Origin of the sequence: Treponema sp. UBA3813 (assembly GCA_002368605.1) — a bacterium.
GTDB lineage: Bacteria > Spirochaetota > Spirochaetia > Treponematales > Treponemataceae > Treponema_D.
Window position 1 is genome coordinate 41,334 of record DFEB01000027.1, and the last position, 20,396, is coordinate 61,729.

Here is a 20,396-nt window from a genome sequence, read left to right on the forward strand (position 1 = left end):
ACTCCTCGCCTAACAGTTCATTATAACTCATATAAGGTCTTTTGTCAGAAAAAAAATGATGCGCGCAAAAAAAAAGCCCTGCACTTTAGGCAAGGCTTACAAAATACGACGCAGATTTATCGTTTCAAAAGGGCTGCGAAGGGGTTGTAGCTCATTCCGTCGTCGCTGCCAAAATTACGGTTTCCGCCGTTGCGCGGGCGGTCGTTGTTTCGGGCGAAGTCGGGCTTTTTGTCGCCGCTTCCCTTCTTTACGACTACCACTCGCTTTTTGCCAGTGCCGTCAGAAGAAGGCTTTTTGCCCTCGTTGGTCTGGCCTAAGCGGGTGTGGGCGTCGCTCTTGAGGGAAAGGCTGATTCTCATCCGGTCTTTGTCGAGCGCAATGATTGTGAATTCTTTTACATCGCCAACTTTGATAACGTCCATCGGATCTGAAACGAATGAATCGCTTAGCTCAGAAACATGAATCAAAGCCGTCTCGTGCAGACCGATGTCAACGAAAGCGCCGAAGTCAACTACATTCTTGATTTTGCCTGTTACTTTCATGCCCACGGTCAAATCCTCGAACTTGACGACGCCTTTCTGCATGATTGGAGCTGGGTAGCCGTCGCGTGGGTCGCGGTTTGGCTTTCCAAGCTCTTCGATGATGTCGTTCAGCGTTGTTTCGCCAACATTGTATTTTTCGCAGAGACTTTTCTTCAAATCAGCAGGAACCTGTTTTCCTTCTTTTACATAAGAAAGAACCTCGCGGGCGACATCGTAATTTTCCGGGTGAACCCAGGTGTTGTCCAAGGGGTCAGAGCTTTCGGCGATTTTCAAGAATCCCGCGCACTGCTCAAAGGCTTTAGGCCCAAGCCCCGGAACTTTTTTAAGCTCTTCACGGCTGGTGATTTTGCCGTTCTGGTCTCGGTAAGCGACGATTTTCTTTGCTGTGCTCATGTTGATGCCCGAAACATATTTCAGGAGCATGTAGCTTGCCGTGTTCAGGTTTACGCCTACCTGGTTAACGACAGAGCCGACTACTTCATCAAGCTGCTCGGCAAGTTTTTTCTGATTTACATCGTGCTGATAAAGGCCGACACCGATTGCCTTGGGGTCGATTTTAACCAGTTCTGCCAGAGGATCCTGCAGGCGGCGGCCCATTGAGATTGCTCCACGGATTGTAAGGTCAAGCTCAGGGAATTCTTCGGTTGCCACAGGGCTTGCTGAATATACGGAAGCACCAGATTCATCTACGACTGTGTATTTTACATCGCTGTCAGCATAGTTTTCGCTGATGACTTTTGAAACCAAAGCCTGAACTTCCGGGCTTCCTGTTCCGTTACCAACGGCCACGACCTGAATGTCATATTTGTCGATTGCCTCATTCAAGAGATTGTAAGCCTCGTCTGCCTGCTGAACCTGATAAATCTTAAAGTAGCCCAGGTATTTTCCTGTTTCGTCCAAAGCGGCACATTTTGTACCAGTGCGGATACCAGGGTCGATTCCCAAAACTCGGCTTCCCTTGATTGGCTGGGTCATCAAAAGGTTCTTGAGGTTTTCTGAGAAGATTCCGATTCCGTGGTCGTCAGCCTCGTCAGTCTCGTCACTGCGGATTTCGCGGACGACAGCAGGGCTGAGAAGACGAACAAGGCCGTCCTCGATTGCCTCAGAGTGATATTTATTTGAGATTTTTACCCGCTTCTGCAAGAGGGCAACCGCGTCGTCCACAGGAACATCAATCGTAACGCTCAAAGCACCCTCGCGCTCGGCACGGTTGATTGCCAAAATGCGGTGGGGCTTAACCTGATTCAGCGGCTCTGAGTAATCCCAGTACATTTTGTAGGTAGAAGTGTTCTCGGCCACAGTCGCGTCCTGGCCTTCGGGAACGATTCCCTTTGTCTGGATTGTGCCCGATCTCATGTAAAGGTCGTGAACGGCAGAGCGGTTGTCTGTATCTTGGCTTGTTCGCTCAGCGATGATGTCTTTTGCTCCGTCGATTGCGTCTTTTGCACTCTCAACATTGAGGGCTGCATCCTCGTTGTCGGTTTTGATGTATTTTTCGGCCTCAGCCTCAACCGCAGCGTCATCGTTCTCGCCAATGATGAAATCTGCCAGCCCTTCCAGCCCCTTTTCGGCTGCCACCATACCTCTTGTCTTCTTCTTCTTTTTGAATGGTGCCCACAAGTCCTCAAGCTCGGTGAGGGTTTTTGCGTTCATTGCGGCATTGTAAAGGGATTCTGTGAGTTTTCCCTGACCAAAAATGCCACGCACGATTTCGAGGCGGCGCTCTTCAAGATTTTTATATGATTTGAACAGGTGGTCGCAATCAGTGACCTGGACTTCGTTCAAGTTGTCATGCTTTTCTTTGCGGTAACGAGAAATGAAAGGGATTGTACATCCTTCATTCACCAAACTGATAACTGCGCTGACCTGGCTAACGCGAATGTTGAGCTCTTCAGCGATTCTTTTCATGATTTCGACTTCGTTCACTACGAGGGCGTCGATTGATTCCTGTGTAAATTCCATAGTGAAAGTATTCTACTGAAAAAAGATTGTCGGGTCAAAGCCCGACAATAACAATTTTGGGGCAAAAAAAAGCTGCCCTTTTCGGGCAGCCGGTTTAATCAAGCTGTTTTAGTTTGATTAGTTTGCAGCAGGTGCTTCTGCAGGAGCTTCCTCAGCTGGAGCTTCAACTGTCTCTTCAACAGCAGGAGCCTCTGCCTCAGCAGCTTTAGCTGTAGAACCACAGCTCATAGCAACAGCAGCAAATAAAGCGATAGATGCAACAGCAGCAATTTTTGTTGTCTTTTTCATACAAATCTCCTTTTCTTGAAAAATTAAGTTATATTACATCTTCTGATAAGATAAATCAATCCCCATCAAAGTTATAATATCCGGCATCATACAAATCGTCATCGCTCATATATTGGCGGAGATTTTTACGAGCCTCGCCGAACTTAAAGCGCATAAGTGATTTTGCCTTGTCGCTTGTCATCTGGTAAATCCGCTCAAGAAGTCGTGGCTGAATATCGCTCTCAACCCCCTGCTGCCCCATAGAATTTGAAAATACGAATACATTAAGCATAACGCCGTTCTTCATTCGCTGCATGACAAGAATAGCATCACTGATAAAATGCAATCCGTTGACATTTATGAGCACTTTCGGAATTTTTTCGTAGAGCTGAACATCAAGCGTCTTTTCGAAAATAGCAGAAAAATGGCTGAGACTGATATCGAGGATGCTACCCTTAATCTGACCGTGTTTGGTGACAAAACTCACGCGGCTTTTGGTGTCACAGATTGCACGGATATTTTTTCGGCGACCGCAAGCCTGATTCGCATACATAACCTTGTCGATAAGAGCGAAATTCTTTGCCTTTTGGTACTCAAGGGAAATACAGCCACACTGGATTCCCACATCAAAAAGGTAATATTTTTCCAGCTTTTTTTTATCTTCTTCACTTTGGCGCTTTGCATAAAGCACGCCTATCAAAATCCTTCCAGTGTATTTTTCCTGCAATTCTTTGATATATTTCTCCCATGAAATACCAGGAACAGGCATGTCGATATAGAAGAAAAGAATTGAATCAGTGAAAGTCTCGATGATGACCTCGACCTTCGCCTTTAGCGGACAGTAGCGGTCATCACCAATAATATAAGTCTCGTAACCGCGGGCCATATACTCTTCCAGATAATTCTCTGGCAAGAGCGTCGCGTCGGGACAAATAAAAAAAGTCTTTCGTCCCTCAATAATATGTTCCTGCTGTTCATCTTTGTCGATTACTGCCATATATATCTCTCCTTATTACAAGTCTTCAATCCGTCTGCCAGTATAATGCAAAATCAAGGCTATGGTTCGCGCCGCAGTGAGAAGTAAGTCAGCATCAGAGTATTGCAACAACCTGCCGTCGGTTTCTGTGCCAGTCATATCAAGACGAAGCATACCATATATTTCATCCCGATATTCTATTTCTGCTATACAGCTTGAAGTTATTTCCTGTTCCTCAAGCAATTCGTACAATTCGTTCTTTTTTGCCTTTAACAAATTGCCGATTCCATCCATATATAAGACACCAGTGACAGGATTCGTACTGTTCTTAATCAATTCCGTAGGAATAAGGCGGAAATCTTTTGTCCGTGATCTTTGATGTATTTTCTGAAAGAGTATTTGAGAATCAGTCTGAATACAAACATGGTCAATTTCAAAATAAGAGCTGATAAAATTAATGAAATTTTGGATTCCGCTCTTTAAATCATCGCTGGCCGTGAGAAATTTAAGGATATTGGAATGAAGGTTGAGGGAACCGACCGCCTTTTGCTTTTCGCTTTTGGGAACAATGCTCGCGTGTTTTTCGGGAAGATAAATGATAAAACAGTTGCGCCCCTTTGTCTTTCCCCGGTACAATGCCTTTTCTGCACATGAAAGCAAATCATCATAAGATGTGGCATTTTCCGGAAAGCGGTCAAGACCAATCGTTACGGTAATAGTCTGTGTTCCGATATCGGGCAATTCAATTTCGTTAACTTTTACGAGAATTGTGTGGCAGATATTCCAAATTTCGTCGTAGACAGTGATGTCTTTGAGAATAATCGAAAATTCATCCCCCTTATTGCGGGCAAGAACCCCCTTGTCTCCAAGAATGGATTTTATTGTATTCGCAATATCGTAGAGAACTTTATTCCCACCTTCATGACCGAAAGCATCGTTTATATAAGTGAAATTATCGACATCAATAAGTGCAAAACTGAATGGTGTTTTTTCACGAATCAGGTGATTCGCGTAGGAAGATATTGTACTCTGAGCGTAAACACCTGTCACAGGGTCTGTTTTTATTTCGTTTTCCCTAAAGAAATTATCCATAGTATCTTATTATACAACAAAAATGCATAAGTTTAAAACAAATTTATAAATTTTAAACAAAAAACAGGCTTCCGAAGAAGCCTGCATGAAAATCAAGTGGATTAAGTTTTACTTGCGTTTTCCAGAAATTGTGATTGTAGCGACAGTCGGAGCCTTTCCGGCAGCGATTGCGCACTCACCGTTTCCGTCCAAGCCGTAAAGAACGACACGAATGTTTGCAGTCTCGCCCTTCTTGATTGAGTAGGGTTTTTCCAAATCATAAGTCTTTTTGACAGAACGAGCCGCACGAGAAGTGTCAGTCGCAAGTTCTGTTTTCTTAGAACCTATGATTCCCTGGAAGATTACAGCAACATTGCTAGTTCCATGGTTTCCGAAAGCAGCGTCGATGCTTGTGATTTCGAGATTATCGAGAGCGGTGATCGGGAAGTCAACATAAAGAGTATCCTTTCCGGTAATAGTTCCAGAATAGCCTGTATATGTGATTCCGCCCTTTGCGAATTCTGCATTGACTTTTGAGCCATTATATTTCCATGTTCCTGGTGAAGGAATTGCCGTGTTAGCTTTTGCAAGCTCTTCGTTGTCACTTGTACCAGCGAGAGTATTGCTTGCGTCAAGACTGTTGAGCCATGAAAGACCAACGGCATTAGGATCTGGTTTAGAAACCTTGAGTTTGAATTCAGCAGAGACAGCCTTTTCATCTTTTGCCGTAACCTTGACGATGATGTCTTTGTCTTCTTTTACATCTGCGGCAACGAGATAGCCTGTTGAATCGATTGTAGCTACGCTTGGGTCAGAGACAGACCATTCATAATCAGCATTTGTCGGACGAGGAGGAGTGATTTTTGCAGAGAACTGCAAGCCCTTTCGGCCGTAAACCATCTCAGCGTTATCTTCAGAAGCAACAGCGATTGAAGTCATCGGAATGAATTCTACAACTTTGTCAGACTCAACCGCAATCTTAGCGATTGTAGTTTTAGAAGATGCCGTGATAGTGATTGTAGAAGCACCCTCGTAAACGACATAAGCTTTTTCTGCATATTTAGTTGCAGAACCAGTGTTGAAGTCGAAGAAAGCCTCACCCTGATTGCTAGACTTGATTGTACCGTTTCCAGCCAAACAACCTGTTACGAAGACAACAGATTTTCCTTTAACCGGGAAAGTAATTTTACTTCCTTCAAATCCTACGAGCTTATCACCCTCAACATTGAAACCTTCGAGGGTAATGTCTTTGTTCTGCTTTGTATCGCTGAAAGTGTATGTGGTGCGGCTTGCCTTTTCTTCGCCAGGAAGAAGTGATTTTGAAGAATCTTTTGAAACCTTCCAGCCGTGTGAAGAAGCGAGTTTTTTGACATCCCAGTAAGACTCAATGTCTTTTTTGTATTTGAGAGTTGCCAAATCATAGTAACGGTTGAGAATTGCGTCTCGTCCGCTGAATTCTTTTGAAACGGCTTCTTCTGTAAGAATGTCTTTGCGACCGTCAAGCTTTACGCCGATAGCGTCTGCAGTGGCACGGTCAATTTTCCATCCGATGATTGTCTGAGGAATTCCGCTTGCTGTGAGCGGTGAGCCTTTCCAAAGGCCAGCCTCAACCTTTCCGCTGGCAATTGTGTCATTGATATATGCAACCTGATTGTAGTAACCAGAATTCCACGGAGTTCGTGCGAGGAAAGTTTTTTCGCCTTCCTGAGAGCTGATGCTTGAATTGTAGATTACGAGACCTTTTGCAGCCGCATTGCCCTTGTCCATACGAGGAGCACCGATATAAGAAGTCGGGTCTGTGTGTTTTGCGTCGAAAATAGAAACGATTTCACATTCCTCAAACAAGGCAACCTTTCCACTGTATTCCATCCAAATGAAGTCTGTGTCACCCTCAACATAACAGTTGTAGAACCAAGATTTACCTGTCATGCGGAGTGTATCCTGTGTTGATTTGAACGAACAGTTGTAAGCGGCGAGCGTACCTGTTGAGTCGAAACCGATTGTCTCTGCCTGAGTGTTAGAGCCTTTTACCGAACCACGGACGAATGTATTGTGAACGGCAAGGTTTTCAAGCGTGAGGTTTCCTGTTCCCTCGAATTCAAATACACAACGAGCCTTCTGACCAGTTGTATATTTTGAAAGAAGAAGAATATCGCCAGTGTTGGCAACAGCAATTTTAACATCCTCACCGTATTTTGCACTTGTACATCCAGAAAGCGTGATGTCGGCAGGACCTTTGTAATAGAGAGCTTCTTCGTAAGTTCCCTGTGGCAAGCGAATAGTGAATTTTCCTTCTTTTTCACCAATCGCATCAAGAGCCTCTTGGATAGATCCAAAAGTCTGTGTTTTTACTCCAGTTCCCGAAAGAGTGATTTCAGAAACATTTGACTGATGACAGCCCGCAAACAAAGCGCAAGCCGCCACAACAGCAGCAAACAGTTTTTTCATTAAAAAAATCCTCCAATTTTAATGATTTTTTATTATATACCCTTATTATAGAAGAAAGATATGGAGAATTAAAACAAGAATTTGATTTTCACTGACAAAAAATAACATACAGGCACAGAAAAAAACCAAAATATAACAAAAAATTATAATCATCCGTTGCCGAAAAACAAGATTTTTTTTCTATATAAAGATTATAGATTTAGAAAAGCCAAGGAGTAAAAAATGCAAAATCGTGTCCTCAGACCTTCCCCAACAGCCCTTCTGAACCCAAGATGTGACGCATCGTTCAAGGCTATGTTCACGCAGAATACACAAGAATCCAATCTTGCATTAAAAGACTTCATATCCACTTTATTAAACAGGAAAATCAGCAACCTCGCCCTTATCCCGAATGAACCGCCGATTGATATGCTTGGAGAAATGCAGATGAGTTTTGATGTGGGCATAACTTTCGATGACGGGGAAAGAGCTGACCTTGAGATGCAAAGCCGTTTACAAAAATATGATTATGCGACACGAGCTGAAATTCAAGCTGCCCGCCTGCTTAATGTAAATTCCCGCAGAGGCGACAATTGGACTTCCCCGTCAGCCTATCAGATTTCCGTGCTGAATTTCGAGTTTGACAATAATGACAAGTCACCACTTGCGTGGTATACTATGAGAAAAGAAAGCGGAGAGCAGCTCGCGGGGAAACTCAACATTATTTTTTTTGACTTGATTAAAATTCGCAAAATGTTTGGAACTTCCGTCGAGAAGCTTACAAAACTTCAAAAATGGGGATTATTTCTTTCCTATGCGGACAGCGAAAAACACAGGGATTATATCAAAAAACTGATAGATTCCGAGGATGGGCTTATGAACGCAAATGCAGCACTAAACATGGTCAGTCAAGATGACATCAATTGGGCAATAGAAAATTCCATTTTTAAAGCACAGCGAGACTACAACTCAAACATGCAATATGCCGAAAAAACAGGCATGGAACGCGGTCTCGCAAAAGGAATGAAGCAGGGTATGAAGCAGGGTATGAAGCAGGGTATGAAGCAGGGGCTAAAACAAGGAATTGAACAAGGCTTAATAAAAGGTGCCCGCCAAAAAGCCATTGAAGCAGCGCAAAACTTTCTGAGGATGGGTTTGTCGCCAGAACAAGTGGCGCAAGGCACAGGAATGACTACAAAAGAAGTCCTTGCCCTAAAAAGCAAACTTGACGCATAATTTAGAGCAAGGACACGCGGAAATAATTTTAGTGATACAGAGCCAAAGTTTCAGTTTCTAATGCTTTGAAGTTCCCATCTTTCAGAAGAAGAACCATTTTCACCCACTTTCCAGAGTTCAATTGTTCTTCAAACCTCAAGGGCATTTTCCAAAAAACACTGACAACAAACTCGCCCAAATATTTTTCGTCCCGACGGACACAGTGTTTTTTCTCTGCACCTCCTTCAATATTTCGTGTGAATTATGCAGGATAAAAAAACTTGTATATTGACAAGGAAAATATTACTACTATAAAATATACTTATCGGGAAACCAAAGTATAGGGTGGCTTACCTCTCATTCCAAGAAAATGGGAGGACTGCGTAGCATGAATAAGTATGAAATTGCGATGCTCGTCATTGCGGCTTTGACTTTGATTGTTACGGCACTGAACCTCTTCAAATAATTGAAAAAGGACAGAAAAAGAGCCTACCCAGTCCGGTAAACTTTGAGTAGGCTTATATGAACCGAAAGAGGCGAGCCACAATACCGCGGTTTCCCTCTGTGTTTTATGATACTATATTTCTGCAAAAAGTCAATATTTAGGAATTGACGAAAATTCCCCGAACAGGAATTCGGGGAGACAAAAAATCCCCGCATACACTGTTTACTTGTACACGGGGATTTCAAAAAAAGGAGGTTTCCCCCGCATGGCGAACCACTGGGGGGGAAATTAAACCAAAAATGAAATTAGTAAACTCTCTTTATTGAGCCCCAATAACCATTAGAACCCATCGTCAGTTTTACAAATTTTCCAGAATAACCGTCAAGGGATACTGCATCAGTATTATAAGAAACTGAATATGTATAAGACTTATCACCGTTATCAGTCATTTTAACATCAGTTCCATTAACTGCAATGCTGTATCCTGTTGTATATCCTGCAACGGTAATTGTACAATCCGCTGTAACAGGAACATATACAGCTGTACCTGTATTTACTTGAATCCAACCGCTACCATTGTGCTTAAATTTTCCAGATGTTGCATCCACATACAGACCATCATAAGAAGCTGCACTTCCTTCAACTCCGAAAGAATCCGCAGAGACAGCTTCCTGACTCCAAATGTAATCCAAGCCTGCGGCAGACGGAAGAGCCGTCAAATCAAGACCTGTGACTACAATCGTACACGGATAAGCAGTACCTGTTGATACAATTTCAATCCATTTAGCACTTGTTGCGGTATAAGTTGAAGTTTTCTCAGTTGTACTTGCGGCAGTGCCGTCAATCGTATACAAGGCAGATTGAGCGCCGTCATTTGCAGTCACAGAAAGTACAGCACCACTTGTGACAGGAATGCTGATTTTAGTTCCAAAATTCATCTGAGCATGAGAACCATTTCCTTGCAATTTTCCCTTATCGCATGTCGCATCAACCGCAGCCCGAATCAGATAGTCGCTTGAACCTGTTACAGTCGCTTTGACAGTACCAAGAACTTTCTGAATATTTACCGTATTTGGAGTTAAATCCCATGTGACAGTCGCAGAAGAAGCATCAAAATTATCAACATACGGCGTAATCGTGCCTAAAGTAATCGCCCCATAGTCGCCGACCGTCACTTCAATCGTGGCTTCGTTCGTGCCGTCGCTTGCGGTAATTGTCGCAGTTCCTGCACCGACAGATGTGATTTCAATACCTGAGGCCGTAACACTTGCTGTTGCTACAGAAGTATTGTTTGAACTGACCGAAGTTGCAATCAATCCGAGAGTGTCCTCATCATTAGAAACAGTTTTTGTTTCAGAGACAAAATCCACTATGTCGCTTGAGAAATCATCGTTTGCATCAAGTTTTGTGACTGTAATAGTCTTAATATACGAACTGTTCTTGAGGGCTTTAAGAGCAATGTATCCCGCTTTTGTAGCCGTGTATGAAGCTACAGCTGATTTTGCATCACCAGAAATATCCGTCAATGCCTTTCCACCAAGCGTGAAATAGCTTGCCGCGTATGTATAATTCCAAACTTCAACGCTAACAATACTGCCTTCCGATACAGGAATCTGCATCATCGCCCCTGCATTCCATTGTCCATAACCAGAATTAATTTTGAACTGTCCACCTGACACAGAAGCCACAATTTCATTCGCAGCAGTAGAATTATCAATAGAATTCTTCGTGACACCTTTGAGATAACCAGCCGTAATTTGATTAGATGAATAAGAATTACCATCAGCAGACTGTGTAACATTGTTGTTTACCCAATCCCAAGTTACATAAACAGTTTCATCAACGACTTCCTCAAAGGTCGTAGTGAATTCTCCAGTCTTTGTGACGGTAATTGCGCTGATATATCGGTCTTTGGTTCCGCCGAGAACTACTTTGAGGTATTTTGTATTTGCCGCGACATTTCCACCAGTGCCTTTTGTTCCCATTGCAAGAGACAAATCATTTCCAACTACAAGGCCGTTGCTTCCACCTGCATAATCATAGGTATATGTAAGACCATCGCTACTTGCCGTGAAGCTGTTTGATGTTGAATCACCGATTCCGAAATAGAAGTCTCCAGAAACAGTTCCCGCCAAATCAATCTTAACCGTAGATGCGCCAGTTACAGGAATATAAAGGATTGTCTGACGAGCCTGAATTCGGTCATTTGCAGTTACCTGGAATTTTGATTTTTTATCAGATGTCGAGAGCGTCGTTCCGTCCACGGCGATATCTTCCCACATTCCGTTTGCGCCCTGAAAGTTGATTGTACCGTTTCCGTTACCGCCCCTGGCCCACGCTTCAGCAGCCGTATATGAAGTCACATTTTCTGTCGTTGAAACGCTTACAGTTCCGCTAGTTGCGCCTGTATACTCAGTAGATTTCGCTGTAATAGTGACATCAGAAAGCTCCGCCGCAGCCCAAATCTGAACGCTTGTTGTTTCCATGTCAACGGTAAGTTCTGAAGAGAATGTTTTTGAGTCAGAATCAAAGAATTTAAGGTTCTCGTCAGAAGAAGTGAGTTTGACAGTCTGCATTGTCGGTTCAGCAGGTGTAAATGAAACATTCAAATCCTGCATCGTGTATTTTGCCATTGTTGCACTCGGAACGCTCACATTAACGGCTTCCGCTTTAATGATTTCTGGAATCACAGAGACCACAAAAATATCCGAGCTTCCGTTGCTTCCCGTGACGGTGATTGTCGCAGTTCCTTTTTTCCCAACCTCAGCCGTAACAAGTCCGCCAGCAGTTACGCTAGCAATGTTAGAATCAGAAGACTCATAGCTATATGTTAGTCCACTTTCGTCAGAAGAAGCCGTAAGCTGAACAGTATTTCCGCCTACGAGATTTTTCTTATAAACAGGCTCAACATACACATTTGATTTTGAGGTATCTTCTGTTGCATTGAATTCTTCTTCATACGCAGAAATATCCCAAATCTTTGAAACGGTCTTGTATGCGTTTGAGTCAACATCAAATCCACGGTTGAGAATTGCATAGCGACCGTTGTATTCACGATTCACAACCCGTTCACTCATTGTATATGTATCATCTTTTCTGCCGCTAGTAGAAATTGAAGAGCCTGAAAAAAGCGTATTTCCGAAATCTTTGTATGCGATTGCGGCATCTCCTGCTTCATCAAATGTGTTATACTTTCCAGCAGAACCCCATAAAGCCGAGTTCGGAGAAAGCTCAAACTGACAATTTATTACCGCAGCCTGAGAGTCATCCCCTGAATTTCGTCCATAATACGGTTTAATACCGCTGTCGATATAAACTTTGCTGTTCAAAAGAACATATCCTTTGTTTACTTTGTTATTATAAACTGTTCGTGAAGCAAAAATATATCCATTACTTGCCTTGTCATCATAAGTAATATGAAGTGTACATTCCTCAAACAAAGCGACATCAATATAGCCCCAAATGAAGTCAACATCACCTTCAATGAAATCTTTATAAAACCAAGCTCTTCCGCCCTTGTTTCCCATAATGAGAGTATCTTGATGACCGAGGAAAGAAGAATCATAAGCTACAAGATTTGAAGTTGAGTCGAAATAAAGAACCTCTGTTGAGTCGTTGCTTGAAGAGCCGTCAACAGTTCGGAGATATGTTGATTTAAGCGTGAGATTTTTGATAGTAAGATTTCCACCTTCCCAAAGGAAGTTCGTGCGGAGTCTCGCGCCGCCGTTCCATGAGTCATTGTTTTTCCAATAAATAATCGCCTTATCGCCAAAGGCATTATCCCCACTGTCCTCAGGACCAGCCAAAGTGACATTTGCGTTTCCTTTGTAATAAAGACGCTCATGATAAGAACCTTCCGCAACATTTATCGTCCAATCACCAGACTTTGAATTCTTCATCAAATAATTTAATGCGCCCTGAACAGTCGCGAAATCATCCTCCTCAGACGCTCCAACCGTAATCGAATTGCCAGAGATTGAAGGTTCGCTTTCACGCGTTTTAAAAGAAATCTCCTCATCAGCAGAATCATCAAAGTAAACTTTATAAGTAGTGTTGTATTCAAGTTGACCATAACCGTTTGAATCAAAGTGCGGTTTTACAACCACAACTCCGTCAACGAGCTGAATGAGCTGGTCTTTTACATTGATTTTACCGACTCCGCTTCCGTTTCCAGAATATAATTTTTCATCGCTCGCCTTGATTGTATCAACGAGACTTTCTTTATCATTTTCAACTTTATAAACCGTTACAGTCGATGGCTTCGAAGATGTTGCAACAATAATATCTGTATCAGGGTTTACACCATCGGCAGTTGCCTCACCCACAGTGATAGATGCGCTTGAAATCGTAAGCGAGGATGCAGCACTTCCGCCGTCACTGCCACCACCCGCATCTGCGGCACATGACGCAAATCCGAAAAGCAATGAAAGAGCGCCGAATGCGAGAGTAAGTTTCTCCAAGACTGTTTTTTTCATATTTTTCCCCTTTTTTGTAATATGACGAACTTTTCAGTTCCCTACTTTTTGCTAGTGTGAGAATAATAGAGATTTTCACTTGTGTATCTCGAAATTTTCATAAATTTTATACAAGTTTTGTGCAAAATTTTGCTAATTTTGAACAAAAGCGTATTTATAGCAGTAGAATTATAAAATATTTTCAAGTTTTTTATAAAATATAATCATTTTTTTCGCAAAATCTAAGAAATCTCCAATTTTTTATTTCTAAGTAAAATCTAATGATTATATTTTGTAATAATATTTAATATTTAAGCATATTTTATATATCTGTCAGACGGAATTATTGGCAGGTTTAATGTATAAAATATTTGCATTTTTAGCTTATATTTTAACTTTTTTCGATTTTTCGTCTTTTTTTCAAAATTTTTATATAAAAAATAATCATTTCGTGTTATAATATGAATGTATGAATCACGACATTTCCAAAAGACGCTCATTTCTGACTTCTCAAAAGGCCCGCGGGCACAGAATCACAATAGGTTTTGCAGGAATTGCAGATTTCCGTTCTTTTATCGGCCAGGAATACATAGCCGGAATGCAAAAAGCCGCCTCTGACTACGACTTAAATTTCATCAACTTTGCAGGCGCAATCAAATATTCCTTTTTTGACGACATAGATTTTATCTCTCACTACCTCAAGACCTTCAAATTCATGAAAGCACCGCTCATCGACGGCCTTGTAATCTGGGGGTCTTCACTCTGCGAATTTCTCGATAACGATTCTGTTGTTTCCACTTTCTCTGCCCTCAATCCGCTCCCCATGGTAGATATCGGCTACCTCGACATTCCGGGAGTTCCGTCAATCCGCATCGACAATTCCTATTCAATTTCAGTCATAATGACCCACCTGATTCAGGAACACTCTTACTCAAAATTCGCATTCATCGGTTGTGAAACTTCGACTCCACAGCTCACGCGTCTCAAATGTTACCACGAGCAGCTTAATATATTTGGCATCGACGAAATAAAAAACTCCGTGATTCTTACGCCAAGCATGTCTGATGTCGATATTGCCATCGCCGTTGAAAAACTTATCTCCTACCACGACTTGCACGACAAACAGGAAATCGAGTGCATCGTCACTCCAAGTGACATGATTGCCGCCGCAGTCATCGAAGAGCTGGACAAACACGGAATTTCAGTACCCATAGATGTCGCCGTCACAGGTTTTAATAATCAGTACAATGGTCTTTTCGCCCGCTCGCCTGTCACCACAATCGATCTTGCATATTTTAAGCGCGGTTATGCTTCTGTAGAGCTTTTAATCGACAGAATCATGTCCCCTCAAGATGTTTTTGAAACAAGAATGGTTCACACTTCGCTTTTGGTTCGCCAATCATGCGGCTGTTTTGAGAAAAGCGTCGTTCAGGCGGCAGAGGACAGTTCCCGCCAGGAGGATTTTTCGGTCGAGCGGTCATCAGAGGGAGATGTACGCACTTCACTTTTCCAAAAGGTAAGGTTTATTTTCCCCCATCAGGACGAAACTTCCATTGAGCGGCTTGTAAACTCTGTCTTCGATGATATTTATGAACAAAAGACTCCCAGCAAAATGCTCCGCTGGTTTCAGAATTTGCTCCAAAACACACGGAAAGATTCCTCTATCGTTAACAGTGAATTCCAGCAAAGCATCACTTCTTTGCGAAAACTGATTCTTCCCCTTGTCCGTGACGACATAAAGCAATATGTCCACATGGAGGATGTTTTTCACCAGCTCCGGGCATTGGTTTCTATTTTCATTGAATATGACTCCATGGCTTCCCGCGAAGACACTTACTTAATGAACAATCTCTCTCAAATCGCAATTAACTTTGCCTCTGCCACCAGCGGAAAGCAAATTCAAGATGTTTTGCGTTATCAGCTTAGTGAAATGGGTATTCCTGGAATCGTACTTGCCTTGAGCGAAAACATGACGAGCGATATCGCCACCGCAAACCTTGAGCTGATTCTTCCTGAGCCTCCTGCCGACATTCAGGAAAAGCTGCCTTACAGGATTACCGAGCCGACACGAATTCCCAAGATATTCTTCCCCCGGACGCGCAGATTTTCCGTTATCGTGGAGATTTTACATTACAGTGACAAATATTTCGGATACGCATTCCTTGAGGTAGGAAATCCAAATATCTCTATTTACGATACAGTCCGCACTCTTTTGAGCAATGCCTTGAATTCGGTTTATATCCGGGAGGGAAGAACAAAAGAACGGACGGCACTCTTGAGCAACGAGCAAGTCGAAGGAATTTTGAGCACTTCGTCACGGGAACAGGAAGAATTCCGCGGTTCTATCAAAGCAAGTCAGATTACCAATTATCTGATGGAGCACCTGAACGAAATGACGGATTTGGACAGGATGGCCAGCGACCTTTCCGTCAGCAAAAGCCATCTTGTAAGGCGGGCAAAGGAACTCACGGGATTTACGATTCAAACCCTTCACGAAAAGCTTAAAATCGAGCAGGCAAAAAATTTACTGCAAGTCGAGTCGCTAAAACTCGGAGAAATCGCAAATCGTCTGGGCTTTCAGAATCAGAATTATTTTTCCAGCGTTTTCAAGAAGAATACGGGCATGTCTCCGCGGGCTTGGGCAAAACGAAACCTGCGCTAATTCCTGCCAATTCTTGCTGATTGAATAAACGCTTACAATATTCTAAAATATCCTCTGTATGAACGATTTAATAAAAGATTTTATAGAAAAAAATGTAATAGATTCGTTAAAGACCCTGCTTGCATCGTCTGATTCCGGGGAAATTCAAAAAGCGGCTTCTGTCGTGGCTTCTCAGTTCGGCTCTGGCTTCGATATTTCTTCTGGCGAAAGCGTCAAAAAACTCATTACTTCTTTCAAAAAGAACCTCACCCTGCTCATTCAGAAAACCTGGGTTGACAGCGCGGATGTTTCCCTCAAAGAAGAAATTCTGGTCAAACTCGACAAATACTGCGCTTCCGTTGAGGCCGGCAATTGGTCAGAAGTTTATGCTTCTTTCACGGCAATCGTAAACGATGTGATTTACCTTATGTTCGGCGAAATGGCAAAAAGCGAGGATTTCAGCGAGTATGCCCTTCGCATTGACCCGGAATTCGGCATTTTCTGGTGGTATGTCAACAATCTGCCTGCCACAAACGATTGGCCAAACGAAAAGAACAAGGCTGTCATGTTAATTGCCATGTTCTTCCTCGCAAATTACTAAGCCTATGAATATCAACGAAATATGTGACAGTCTCCGCGCCGGAAGCGATACTCTTGCCCTCCAGACGGCGGCTCAGAAAAATGTCGCTTTGGAGGCGGTTATTTCTTCAATCGAAAAAAACCGTCCTGCAATTCTTGCGGCAAACGCTGAAGATGTAGCCATGGCCCGCTCAAAAGGCACCAGCGAGGCCCTTGTTGACCGACTTTCCCTTAATGACAAAAGAATCGACGGTCTTATCGACTCAATCAAAATAATCATTTCCCAGACAGACCCCATCGGCGAAGAAACTGCCGGCTGGAAGACGCCCAAGGGCATGTCAATCCGACAGGTTCGCGTTCCCCTGGGAGTCGTTGCCATTATTTACGAGAGCCGCCCCAATGTCACAGTTGATGCATTCGCCCTCGCCTACAAAAGCGGCAACGCGATTCTTCTCCGAGGCTCTTCAAGCGCATTAAAATCAAACAAGGCAATCGTGGCCGCAATCAAGGAAGGTCTTTCTTCCGAGGCTGCTCAGGGATTCGGAGTTCCAGGCGCGATTGAGCTTGCCCCCTGCGAAAGTCACGAGGAAGTCGAAGAAATTCTTACCGCCGTTGGCAAAATCGATGTGGCTCTTCCCAGGGGTAGCGCAAAACTGATTAACATGGTCGTTCAGACGGCAAAAGTTCCCGTAATTGAGACTGGGGCCGGAGTCTGCCACCTTTATGTGGATGAAAGCGGCGACCTTGAAATGGCCGAAAATATCGCATGGAACGCAAAAACCCAGCGTCCGGGAGTCTGCAACGCCATTGAGTGCATTCTGGTTCACGAAAAAGTCGCGGAAAAATTCCTGCCCCGTCTGGCAAAAAGATTTGCCGGCAAAGTGGAAATTCGCGCGGACGAAAAAGCCTTTGAAATCTTGAAAAATAAATCTCTTGAATCTGTGGACTGTAAAATCATTCCAGCCCAAGATTCTGACTTCGGTTTTGAATTCCTTGATTTAATCTGTGCGGTAAAAGTCGTGAGCGATGTAAACGAAGCGATTTCTTACATCAACAGCCACAACACCAAGCACTCAGAAAGCATCATCACTGAAAGCCGGGAAAATGCCCGACTCTTCCAGGCAAAAATCGACGCGGCTTGTGTCTATGTAAACTGCTCGACCCGCTTCACTGACGGCGGCGAATTCGGCTTCGGCGCGGAGCTGGGCATCTCAACGCAAAAACTCCACGCCCGCGGTCCAATGGGAATCAAGGCGCTCACCACAACAAAATATCTGATTGACGGCGATGGCCAGGTAAGGTAAGACTATGACAATCTCTCAGGCGATGAATGAATCGCGCAAAATCGTAATCAAAATCGGCTCAAACACCCTCGCAAAAGCGGACGGCACCCAGAACACCGAATTCATGGCTTCATTTGCCCGCCAGTGCAAAAATCTCATCGCAAAAGGCAAGCAAATCGTGGTCGTTTCTTCCGGGGCACAGGTTTCCGGGGTCTCAACCCTCAAGGAATGGGCGCGCAAAAAGGATGTTCACTTCCGACAGGCACTTTGCGCAATCGGTCAGGTGGAGCTTATGGCTCAGTGGCGGAAGGCTTTCGCCGAGCAGGATCTTCACATTGGCCAGCTTTTGTTTACCAAAGAAGATTTTGAGGACAATCACCGCTCCCTCAATATCCGCAACACGCTTTTCACTTTGGTTGATGAGGGAGTGGTCCCAATCATCAACGAAAACGACTCTGTTTCCACAGATGAATTTGCCATCGGCGACAACGACAATCTTTCCGCAATCACGGCCATTCTCTGGAGCGCGGATTTGCTGGTTCTTTTCAGCGACATTGAGGGAATCTTCACGGATAATCCCAAAACGAACCCAAAAGCCCAGCTGATTGAGCAGGTCTCATCAATCGAAGACTTACGCAAACAAATAACAATCGGCGAGACAAACGCCTTCGGAACCGGCGGAATCGAAACAAAAATTCAGGCCGCCAGCAAAAGCACAAAATACGGCATTCCAATGATTCTTGCCAACGGCGGAGAGTCCGACATCTTGGACAAACTGGCCGACGGCAGCGCAAGGGGAACGCTTTTTTTGGCAGAGTAATTTAAGGAGTTAATTATGACAATTTCTTGTATTGGAACTGGCGCAATGGGCGGCGCAATCATGCGGGCCGTTTGCAAAAAATTTGATGTTTCACAAATCAAAGTGACCGACAAAAACAGCGAAATGGGCAAAAAATTCGCCTCAGAAAACGGCTGCTCTTTCGTTGCCTCGAACAAAGAAGTTCTCTCTTCAAAATATATTTTCCTGGCCGTAAAGCCTCAGTTTTTGGGCGATGTCTTTGACGAAATCAAAAATGACATCAGTTCCGACTCAGTGATTATCTCAATGGCGGCTGGCGTAAAATTGGAAAAATTGCAGAATTTCGCCCCGAAAGCCAGATTCGTTCGCATGATGCCCAATGTCTGCGCTCAGATTGGCGAGGCTATGACCGCCGTTACAAAGAGTGAATCGGTTTCAAGCGAAGAATTTGAAGCTGTAAAAGAGATTCTCTCGGCGGCAGGAAAGGTCGAAGTCGTGCCGGAAAAACTCATGGATTGCGTTACGGCTGTAAGCGGATCGGGCCCGGCTTTCGTCTTCATGTTCATTGAAGCCCTGGCTGATGCCGCCGTGCGCTGCGGAATGCCCCGCTCTCAGGCTTACACCTACGCCGCCCAGACAGTTTACGGCTCAGCGGGAATGGTCTTGCAGAGCGGAAGCCACCCGGCTGTGCTTAAAGACATGGTCTGCTCGCCGGCTGGAACTACGATTGAAAGCGTCGCAGCCCTTGAAAAAAACAATTTCCGAAATGCAGTGATTGAGGCAGTCACAGCAGCCTGTGACCGCTCAATCGCTCTGGGAAAATAAGTGGATTTTTTTGAACTCAACGCCTTTCTTAATCTTTCTCAGACCCTTCATTTCGCCCACACGGCAGAAAAAGTGAACCTCAGTCCCTCTGCTTTGAGCCGATTGATTTCCAGGCTTGAAGACGAGGCTGGCACGAATCTTCTTGAGCGCAACAACAGGGAAGTAAAACTCACGCCCGCTGGTGCGGATTTTGCCCTCTTTGCAAAAAAATGCCTTGAAGAACAGGAAGACATTCTCAATTCCTTCCGCTCATCCGGGGATGAAGTTTCTGGAACTCTTCATGTTTACGCCTCGGTCACGGCCTGCTATTCGATTATGCCGCCATTCTTAAAATCCCTTTCCGAAAAATACCCGAAAATCCATCTTGAAATCGAAACCGGAGACCCGGCAGGAGCGGTGAACGCGGTCAAAGAAGGCCGGGCAGAGCTTGCCGTTGCCGCCATTCCAGAGAGCGGGCTTTCGGGCTTTGACACCCTTCCCATCCGCCACACGCCATTGGTTTTTGCCGCGAGCACTGGCGGCCCCTGGGAACACTCAGCAGGCAGCCCCCAGGATATCGTTTCTTCCGTGCCACTGATTCTCCCAAAAACAGGCCTCGCGCGGGAGAGATTTGACACTTGGGTTCAGAGCCGCAATGTAAAGCCAGTGATTGCCGCCGAAACCGAAGGCAACGAGGCGATTATGGCCTTGGTTCAGCTGGGAATCGGAATCGGCCTTATTCCCCACATTGTTTTGACAAACGGTCCCTACAAAGCAGGATTCACATGTCTTTCTGCGGGAAATGCCCTGGGCTACTATGAAGTCGGATTTATTCAAAAAAAGGAAATTTCCGGAAGCGAGTCGCTCAAAAGAATCCGCAAGGCCGTGAATGAGATTCTTAACGAGATAAGATAAATTCACTATAATTCTC

13 protein-coding genes are annotated in these 20,396 nt (G+C 44.1%); 7 read left to right on the plus strand and 6 right to left on the minus strand.

Features of this window, described 5'->3' with window-relative positions; all coding sequences use genetic code 11:
* Positions 1-116: 116 nt before the first annotated feature.
* From B2089_RS04120 to B2089_RS04140, 5 genes are all read right to left on the minus strand, one after another.
* A complete protein-coding gene (locus B2089_RS04120; RefSeq protein ID WP_296326080.1) occupies positions 117-2,504 on the minus strand; it encodes a helix-hairpin-helix domain-containing protein in 2,388 nt (795 codons plus the stop codon).
* A gap of 117 nt (positions 2,505-2,621) precedes the next feature.
* A complete protein-coding gene (locus B2089_RS04125) occupies positions 2,622-2,792 on the minus strand; it encodes a hypothetical protein (RefSeq protein ID WP_296326078.1) in 171 nt (56 codons plus the stop codon).
* A 55-nt stretch (positions 2,793-2,847) separates the two neighbouring features.
* A complete protein-coding gene (locus tag B2089_RS04130) occupies positions 2,848-3,768 on the minus strand; it encodes a hypothetical protein (protein WP_296326076.1) in 921 nt (306 codons plus the stop codon).
* A 15-nt stretch (positions 3,769-3,783) separates the two neighbouring features.
* Positions 3,784-4,839 (minus strand): GGDEF domain-containing protein, encoded by a 1,056-nt coding sequence (locus B2089_RS04135; RefSeq protein WP_296326074.1) that lies wholly within the window; start codon positions 4,837-4,839, stop codon positions 3,784-3,786.
* A 108-nt stretch (positions 4,840-4,947) separates the two neighbouring features.
* On the minus strand, positions 4,948-7,266 hold the full coding sequence (locus tag B2089_RS04140; protein ID WP_296326072.1) for a pectinesterase family protein: 2,319 nt from the start codon (positions 7,264-7,266) through the stop codon (positions 4,948-4,950).
* Positions 7,267-7,488: 222 nt separating this feature from the next.
* Here B2089_RS04140 and B2089_RS04145 point away from each other — a divergent pair, with 222 nt between their 5' ends.
* Complete coding sequence (locus tag B2089_RS04145; RefSeq protein ID WP_296326070.1) at positions 7,489-8,481, plus strand: PD-(D/E)XK nuclease family transposase; 993 nt, start codon at positions 7,489-7,491, stop codon at positions 8,479-8,481.
* 729 nt (positions 8,482-9,210) lie between these two features.
* Here B2089_RS04145 and B2089_RS04150 read toward each other — a convergent pair.
* Positions 9,211-13,380, minus strand: a complete 4,170-nt coding sequence (locus tag B2089_RS04150; RefSeq protein WP_296326068.1) for a hypothetical protein — start codon at positions 13,378-13,380, stop codon at positions 9,211-9,213.
* A 448-nt stretch (positions 13,381-13,828) separates the two neighbouring features.
* Here B2089_RS04150 and B2089_RS04155 point away from each other — a divergent pair, with 448 nt between their 5' ends.
* Genes B2089_RS04155 through ilvY form a run of 6 tightly spaced genes read left to right on the plus strand, consistent with a single transcriptional unit; the run spans position 13,829 to position 20,380 of the window.
* Complete coding sequence (locus B2089_RS04155) at positions 13,829-16,021, plus strand: helix-turn-helix domain-containing protein (protein WP_296326066.1); 2,193 nt, start codon at positions 13,829-13,831, stop codon at positions 16,019-16,021.
* Between the two features lie 58 nt (positions 16,022-16,079).
* Positions 16,080-16,601: a hypothetical protein gene (locus B2089_RS04160; protein WP_296326065.1), complete on the plus strand. Its 522-nt coding sequence runs from the start codon at positions 16,080-16,082 to the stop codon at positions 16,599-16,601.
* 4 nt (positions 16,602-16,605) lie between these two features.
* Complete coding sequence (locus tag B2089_RS04165) at positions 16,606-17,883, plus strand: glutamate-5-semialdehyde dehydrogenase (protein ID WP_296326063.1); 1,278 nt, start codon at positions 16,606-16,608, stop codon at positions 17,881-17,883.
* 4 nt (positions 17,884-17,887) lie between these two features.
* Positions 17,888-18,682, plus strand: a complete 795-nt coding sequence (proB, locus tag B2089_RS04170) for a glutamate 5-kinase (RefSeq protein ID WP_296326060.1) — start codon at positions 17,888-17,890, stop codon at positions 18,680-18,682.
* A gap of 15 nt (positions 18,683-18,697) precedes the next feature.
* The gene (gene proC, locus B2089_RS04175; protein ID WP_296326058.1) at positions 18,698-19,486 is read left to right on the plus strand and encodes a pyrroline-5-carboxylate reductase; all 789 of its coding nucleotides are present in this window, start codon (positions 18,698-18,700) and stop codon (positions 19,484-19,486) included.
* Positions 19,487-20,380, plus strand: coding sequence for an HTH-type transcriptional activator IlvY (ilvY, locus tag B2089_RS04180; protein ID WP_296326056.1), 894 nt, complete (start codon positions 19,487-19,489; stop codon positions 20,378-20,380). It abuts the gene before it with no gap.
* Positions 20,381-20,396 lie beyond the last annotated feature (16 nt).